Genomic DNA, 6,216 nt, shown 5'->3' with positions numbered 1-6,216 from the left:
ATGTGCGACGTGCAGCAGTCCAAGAAATAGCACGGGGGTGGAAAGATGACCCTGGAATATTTGAATTATTGTGCGAGATTGCTATCAATGACCCCTTCGATCATCGCGGCAAGAACCGTTGGCGTAACCCGCGGCAAACAGCTCTTGCAGCTATGATTGAGTTATATCCCGATCGCCCTCAAACTTTAGAACTTGTGCGCGATCGCGCTCAGAACGATTCTGACTACTTTTTCCGCGAATTTGCCCAGAAAAAATTGGCAGAATTAGAACGCCAATGAGCGATATATTCGATCGCCGATCGCCATTTTTTCTAATTTTAGGAGTCGTTGGGTGGGGGCGGGTTGATGAGATTATTGGTTTTAAACATAGATGGTTGGTAAAACCCGCCCAGACAAAATTATCAATTACCAATGATAAATTGCGGGTTGAACAATATGTATGTAGGGGCGAATTTCACCAACAATAATTGCCTAAAACTAATAATCTGGTAAACCCGCCCCCACCCGATGACAAATTAAAAGGTACATTGCTATGCGCTCCAGATAGCATTTAAGCCGGAATAAATGCTAAGAAACCCGGTCGATCGTAGAAATCTGGTTTCTGGGAATTGGGGTTATTTATTCTTTTAGGACTTACGCATCAAGACCAAAGAAACCCGGTTTTTTGCCGTTTGGCCGACTGTAACGAAGTATGCTCGTAAAAACCCGGTTTCTGACCACCTGTGCGTAAGTCTTATTCTTTTCAGGGCGAACGGGGATATTTGGTCGATCGCCCCCCAGCTAAAATTACATATACTACAACACATAATACAGATATTTGAGCCAAAATCCTTGGAGCTCAGAAAAATCAGAATCGAAGCCCCTTGAATGTGTAAAAATACTGAAGCAAACATTACTAAACCCTGCACGGAGCAATTGTTGTGGATTCCAGATATAACCCCCAATCCATAGAAGAAAAATGGCAGCAGACATGGGCTGAGCAAAACTTAGACCAGATGCCAGAAGATACGCAAAAGCCTAAATTTTATGCCTTATCCATGTTCCCCTACCCGTCGGGAAACCTGCACATGGGGCACGTCCGCAACTACACAATCATCGATGTAATTGCCAGACTCAAGCGAATGCAAGGCTATCGGGTATTGAATCCGATGGGATGGGACGCTTTTGGTTTGCCCGCAGAAAATGCCGCCATCGAGCGAGGAATTCCCCCTGCACAATGGACTTATCAAAACATTGCCCAAATGAAAGGCTTATTTCGCCGCCTGGGTATTTCTTTCGACTGGACAAAAGAAGTTACAACTTGTTCTCCCGATTATTATCGGTGGACTCAATGGATTTTCTTGCAATTTTTAGAAGCCGGATTAGCATATCAAAAAGAAGCGGCAGTTAATTGGGACCCCATCGACCAAACAGTCTTAGCAAACGAACAAGTAGATAACGAAGGTCGTTCCTGGCGTTCCGGTGCCAAAGTCGAGCGCAAATTATTACGGCAGTGGTTCCTCAAAATTACCGATTACGCGGAACAGTTATTAAACGACTTAGACAAATTGCCAGATTGGCCAGAAAGAGTCAAATTAATGCAAGCCAACTGGATCGGCAAATCAGTCGGCGCTTACTTAGAATTTCCGATTGTCGGAATGGATGAAAAAATCGCCGTTTTCACCACACGTCCCGATACAGTTTACGGCGTCAGTTACGTTGTTTTAGCACCGGAACATCCACTAACTAAGCGCGTAACAACCGAAGAGAGAAAAATGGCAGTAGAAACCTTCATCAAAGAAGTTGCCGCCCAAAGCGAGATCGATCGCACAGCCGAAGACAAACCCAAGCGCGGCATCCCCACAGGTGGCAAAGCAATCAATCCTTTCAACGGCGAAGAAATCCCCATTTGGATTGCCGATTATGTGCTGTACGAATACGGCACCGGCGCAGTCATGGGAGTACCCGCCCACGACACGCGAGATTTCAAATTTGCCAATCAATATCAACTGCCCATTAAAGTAGTAATTGTGGATGATGATGAAGTTCCGCTGACCGAAGCTTACACCGAACCCGGAATTATGATTAATTCCGAAAGCTTCAACGGCATGGATTCAATTAAAGGCAAAGCAGCGATTATTCACCATGCCGAAAATGCAGGTTATGGCAAAGCCCGAATCCAATACCGCTTGAGAGATTGGTTGATTTCTAGACAGCGTTATTGGGGCGCTCCGATTCCCGTAATTCACTGTCCCACCTGCGGAACAGTCCCCGTCCCTCAATCAGACTTACCCGTATTGTTGCCGGAAAATGTAGAATTTACAGGCAAAGGTTCGCCCTTGGCCAAGATGGAAGAATGGGTAAACGTTCCTTGTCCGAGTTGTGGCACTCCGGCGAAGCGAGAAACAGATACGATGGATACTTTTATCGATTCCTCGTGGTATTTCTTGCGCTATCCCGATGCTCAAAATCAAGAGCAAGTCTTCGATACGGCGAAGACAAACGATTGGATGCCCGTAGACCAATATGTGGGCGGCATCGAACACGCAATCTTGCACTTGCTGTATTCGCGGTTCTTTACCAAGGTTTTGCGCGATCGGGGTTTGATCAATTGTGACGAACCATTTAAACGCCTGTTAACTCAAGGCATGGTGCAAGCAATGGCATACAAAAACCCCGTTACGGGCAAATACGTTTCCCCAGCAGATATAGACCCCGCAAATCCAAAAGATCCTGAAACTGGCGAAGCTTTAGAAGTCTTCTATGAAAAGATGTCAAAATCCAAATATAACGGCGTTGACCCCTTGCAAGTTATGGGAAAATATGGGGTAGATACGGCGCGGATGTTTATTTTATTCAAAGCACCGCCAGAGAAGGATTTGGAGTGGGATGATGCTGATGTAGAAGGGCAATTTCGCTTTTTAAATCGCGTTTGGCGCGTGGTGACAGAGTTTGCTGCACGCCCCCCTGCTACCCCCTGTCAAGGGATAGAAAATGCTGAATTAAGTAAAATTGAGAAGGATTTACGGCGGGCAATTCACACTGCAATTAAGGAAGTGAGCGAAGATTTGGAGGGCGATTATCAGTTCAATACTGCTGTTTCTGAAATGATGAAACTCAGCAATGCTTTGAATGATGCTAAGTGTAAAGACTCGCCAATTTATGCCGAAGGAATCAACACTTTGATTCGCTTGTTAGCGCCTTTTGCGCCGCATATTGCTGATGAATTGTGGCACAATACTGGTAACAGTGAATCGGTGCATATGCAAACTTGGCCTACTGTAGATGCTTCTGCCTTAATTACCGATGAAATTACGCTGGTAATTCAAGTTATGGGCAAAACTCGCGGCACAATTCAAGTGCCTTCTGGTGCTGATAAAGCTGCTTTGGAAAAGTTTGCTCGCGAGTCGGAATTAGCCAAGCGTCACTTGGAAGGTAAGGAAATTAAAAAGGTAATTGTGGTGCCTGGAAAGTTGGTTAATTTCGTGGTAGCTGGATAAAGATGAGAAACCCGGTTTCTTCAATAAACCGGGTTTTTAATACTTGCAGTTAAAAATTAGCCAGTCGAAAAATGATTAATCTAAAAATTTTCGTACTATGACTTACGCACTCCGCCAAAGAAACCGGGTTTTTTAGGGAATCTGCTGATTATAACAAAGTATTTTTGTAAAAAAACCGGTTTCTGAGCACTCATGTTTAAGTCCTATTTAATTGTTAGTTTCAAAAAGCAATTGCACGATCGCTCCGCATTCCAATTTTAATACTGATTGAGCGCTGCCGCCATTAACGGCAATTTCTACCCAACCGTCAGAACCAGTTATTGCAATTAAATCGCCCGGTTCGCTGTCGCTGTAGGTTTTACCGCTGGGGATGCGAATTGCATCAGAGCTATTGCTAATTGTCAATGACCAATTTTTACCTATAATGCAATTATTGGGGATATTAGTAATTAGGTTGCCGAAGCGATCGACATATTGAATGCAGCCTGTTGCACCTGTGGCTGTAACGGCACAATTTGGTATATCTAACTGCACTAAACTTGCAGGGTCGATCGTCTCCCCCAACTCTTCCAAAGCCACCCCGTTCGCCAAGTGAGCGCCCGCAGCAGCGAAAATATCGCGACCGTGAAAAGTGCTGCTGGGTTGAGGTGTGCGCCAGTATTGCGAATTCGTGAGTTCGACAGAAGCGATCGCACTTTCCCGACTCAACACCCCGCTAAACAACCCGTTATCCGGCCCGACAAGAAAGCAATTAGCACATTTAACCGCAACCCCCCGTCTCTTGCTTCCCACACCCGGATCGACGACAGCAACGTGTACGGTTTCCGGCGGAAAATAAGCAAAAGCAGTCATCAAACAAAACCTCCCCGCTGCTATATTTTGAGAAGGTATTTGGTGCGTAATGTCAATGACTTTTAACTGCGGGTTAATTTGGGCGATCGCACCTTTCATCACTCCCACATAAACATCGCTTAATCCAAAATCCGTCAGTAGAGTTATAATTCTATTTTTAGACATATATCCAAAGGTAAGAATATGGTAGCGCAGTGGGAAAATTTTCTGCAAAACTTGGGAGAATGGCACGGTTCCTTCACTCATCTATCAACGCGAGGAGAGGTACTTCAAGATACTCCTAGCATTATTTCTCTCGAAGGTTTCAATGACAACAAAACTGTGCGATTGAAACTCCGTCGGTTTTCCCCAAATCCTAGCTGTGTCGGCGAACCGGAAGTGAGCGAACTTGTTAGAGAATATCAAGCTTTGGGACGAGATATCCTATTTTTTGAGAATGGAGCTTTTTCTCAGGGTACTATTCAACTAGCGCCTTATTCTGAGTCTGGTGCCGAGTTTGGTTTTATCTACAATTATCGCCGGTTGCGCTTCGTTCAGCTATACAATACCGACGGCTATTTATCAAACCTTACCTTAATTCGGGAAAAACAGCCGGATAAAAATGTCCCCGAACGTCCGCCTTTAACTGTTGAGGCTTTGCTGGGAGAATGGCAGGGCGAGGCGGTGACAATGTATCCAGATTCGCGTTCTCCTGACTTTTATTCTACCCAACTGCAATTGCATTTAGAAAGTAGCGATCGCCTAGTGCAGAAAATTACTTTTGGCAGTAATGCTACTGTTATCAGTTCTAGCGCCAGCATTGACGGTTCAGTTCTGCACTTTAACGAAGGTGCTTCGCCCGTGCAAGTTGTGCTGCTTCCTGACGGCGGTTCTTGCACTTTACCTGTCAAGATTGAATTGAGAAAATCTCTCTTTTTAGAGGCCGGTTGGTTGGTAGAAACTGACTTGCGGTTTCGGATGATTCGCAGTTACAATGAGCGGGGTGAATGGGTAAGTTTGACTTTAGTTACTGAACGCAAAGTTAGTCATTGATTAGTATGAGCTGGTTCACAAGCACTCTTTAATTTCCACCCATAATCTACATAAACCCGCCCCCATTTAGGGCGGACAAAAGTTTATGTATTTGCGAATTTTAGTCGCCGGACTTTGTTTCCTGGGTTTGCGATTGAATCACCGCACTCCAGTCATCATTATTAACAGCAGCTTCCAAATCCTTAGCACGTTCGCCGTCAGTTTGGGCGGCAGTTTCTAATTCTTTGGTAAGACTGGAATCTGCCATTGCTTTGCGTAATTTTAGCTTCTTTTCCTCATAAGCTTTTTGTTCTTCCGCAGACATTGCCGATCGCGCTGCTTGGCCTACCGTAGCCGCCCACATTTCGCTTTCAGCATCGTTTCCAGGTGGAATGCTGCCAATTTCTGCTATCCAAGCATCCCGCAAACTTTCCATTTCTTCCCGCTTCGGAAATTTGAAAGTTTGCACGCGCAGGAAAGCACAATTTTCTGCGCCATTTTGGGCGATGTGACCGTTGATTGAAAGCAGGATATTTCGCGAATAACCGATAAACTGAGTGTTGCCGGAAGTGTCCATTACAGCGTAAACGCCCGCGACTTTTGCGTTAGTTGCCAAATCGCGCCATGTATCGATCGACATTACTTGCGTGCCGTCATTTTCTAATTCAGAAATAGCGGCGGCTGCGCTGTGTTCAGAGTCGGAACTGTATAAAAAGTTGTGCAGTCCTTCATGGGCGACTGGTACGTTTTGATGTTCAATTGCTACGTCTCGATCGGCATTCACTTGATTAGCTTCCATAAAACCCAATTCCTCAAAAAAGGTCAACTTTACTCATTCAATCCCACTTTCAGGGGCGGGCTTTCCGGCCCACCCC

At 45.2% G+C, this 6,216-nt stretch carries 5 protein-coding genes and 1 pseudogene; 4 read left to right on the top strand and 2 right to left on the bottom strand.

Features of this window, described 5'->3' with window-relative positions; genetic code table 11:
• The 3 genes and pseudogenes from QUA42_RS04580 to leuS form a co-directional block, all read left to right on the top strand.
• Positions 1–278, top strand: a pseudogene (locus QUA42_RS04580) (HEAT repeat domain-containing protein); the annotation flags it as partial.
• On the top strand, positions 275–466 hold the full coding sequence (locus tag QUA42_RS04575) for a hypothetical protein (RefSeq protein WP_333135498.1): 192 nt from the start codon (positions 275–277) through the stop codon (positions 464–466). The pseudogene QUA42_RS04580 and the gene QUA42_RS04575, both read left to right, overlap by 4 nt.
• A 453-nt stretch (positions 467–919) precedes the next feature.
• A complete protein-coding gene (leuS, locus tag QUA42_RS04570) occupies positions 920–3,478 on the top strand; it encodes a leucine--tRNA ligase (protein WP_333135496.1) in 2,559 nt (852 codons plus the stop codon).
• A 207-nt stretch (positions 3,479–3,685) separates the two neighbouring features.
• Here the strand turns inward: leuS and QUA42_RS04565 are convergent, their stop codons facing one another.
• Positions 3,686–4,495 (bottom strand): SAM-dependent chlorinase/fluorinase, encoded by an 810-nt coding sequence (locus QUA42_RS04565; RefSeq protein WP_333135495.1) that lies wholly within the window; start codon positions 4,493–4,495, stop codon positions 3,686–3,688.
• Between the two features lie 18 nt (positions 4,496–4,513).
• Between QUA42_RS04565 and QUA42_RS04560 the strand changes: the two genes are divergently transcribed.
• A complete protein-coding gene (locus tag QUA42_RS04560) occupies positions 4,514–5,362 on the top strand; it encodes a DUF3598 family protein (protein WP_333135492.1) in 849 nt (282 codons plus the stop codon).
• Positions 5,363–5,462: 100 nt separating this feature from the next.
• Here QUA42_RS04560 and QUA42_RS04555 read toward each other — a convergent pair whose 3' ends face one another.
• A complete protein-coding gene (locus QUA42_RS04555) occupies positions 5,463–6,140 on the bottom strand; it encodes a GIY-YIG nuclease family protein (protein ID WP_333135490.1) in 678 nt (225 codons plus the stop codon).
• Between the last annotated feature and the right edge of the window lie 76 nt (positions 6,141–6,216).

The sequence above is a fragment of the Microcoleus sp. Pol11C2 genome (assembly GCF_036701505.1).
Taxonomy (GTDB): domain Bacteria; phylum Cyanobacteriota; class Cyanobacteriia; order Cyanobacteriales; family Microcoleaceae; genus Microcoleus.
Note: the sequence above shows the minus strand (reverse complement) of the source record. Positions and strands in the feature narration are given on the sequence as shown.